Source organism: Bacteroides sp. UBA939, assembly GCF_002293435.1.
Lineage (GTDB): Bacteria > Bacteroidota > Bacteroidia > Bacteroidales > Bacteroidaceae > Bacteroides.
The window spans coordinates 1-1,195 of sequence record NZ_DBDF01000222.1 but is presented as its reverse complement, the minus strand read 5'-3'; the positions used below and the strand labels follow the sequence as shown (position 1 = coordinate 1,195).

General features: G+C 51.0%; 1 protein-coding gene. It reads right to left on the bottom strand.

Going from position 1 to position 1,195, the window contains the following annotated elements; translation table 11 throughout:
- Positions 1 to 52: 52 nt before the first annotated feature.
- Positions 53 to 1,111, bottom strand: a complete 1,059-nt coding sequence (locus tag B2Z67_RS14590; protein WP_291530575.1) for a glycoside hydrolase family 43 protein — start codon at positions 1,109 to 1,111, stop codon at positions 53 to 55.
- Positions 1,112 to 1,195 lie beyond the last annotated feature (84 nt).

Genomic DNA, 1,195 nt, shown 5'->3' with positions numbered 1-1,195 from the left:
TAAAAAATTATAGTATAAACTAACACAAGTTGTTTTATTACTTTTTTTAGCGTCAAGGATAATATTCACCCAGTATTTTAATCCGCTCACCCGACGTATCTACTTCCAGCAGTACAGGCCTTCGGGGGCCGGGGTTTTCCATATCAAGACTTTGCCGGTGGAGGCACATCAGCAGTTTGCCCTCGAACGTGCGGAACAACATGCCGTGCCCTGCATTGTTGGCCACCAGCGGCTCGCTGCACTGAGTCCAGGGGCCTGCCAGCTTGCCCGACTCCGAGTACGCCACACCCTGTGCGCAACGCCGGCTTCCCCAGCTCGACCAGAGCATGCCCAGACGCCCGGTGCCTGTCCTGAAAACAAACGGCCCGTCGGCTACATAACCTTCCAGCGCCATGCCGAAGGTAAGTTCGCCGATTGATTGCATTTCCCTTGACCATGTGGCTTCGGATGCTCTGAACAGAACAGCAGGGTTTCCTGTTATCCCGGATAAATCCGGAGTGAGGCGGACGTAATCGACCATCCCGTTGACGGTCTGCATCCATTCGTGGCAGAAGACCATGTAGGGAACCCCGTCTTCTTCCCAGAGGCTGCCATCGAGCACAGACCAGTCCTCGGGCAGGTAATTCCCGTCGCCGACAGGCTGATAAGGGCCTTCCGCCTTATCAGAGACAAGAATATGAGTGGAACGGCGTTGCACATGATATCTGTTGGGCACGGTGTCTACTATGATTCTGGGATTTGTGAAGGTAACGAAGCAATAGTATTTGCCTCGGTATTCGTGGAGTTCGGGAGCCCATATCCTGGGGGAAGTGCCTATCCAAGAGGTGGTATCTACGGTAAGGTACAGGTGAGGCCCTGTCCACATCTTCATGTCGGGGCTTTTCCACATACTGCCGCCGCTTCCTACCATATAGTACGTTTCTGTAGCCTCGTCCGCCAGGATGAAAGGGTCGCTCATTTGCAGCGAGTCGAAGCAGACGGTATCTACTTTATGTTTCCCCTGCCAGCCGATATACGTATATTGTTTGGCAGACTCTGTGTTTCTTGTCTGGTTGCAGGCAAGCAGACAAAGAGCGGATAGGGTTATTATGAGGTGAAACGGTTTCTTCATTGCTATAGTATTGAATTATGAACACAGAGGCACAGAGGGAGAAGTTTTGAATTATGAATTATTAAGTACTGCTTAAAAAATAAC

What these genes read in the sequence shown, in the direction of transcription:
- B2Z67_RS14590 (WP_291530575.1), bottom strand. Translation starts at nt 1,111, where the DNA reads ATGAAGAAACCGTTTCACCTCATAATAACCCTATCCGCTCTTTGTCTG.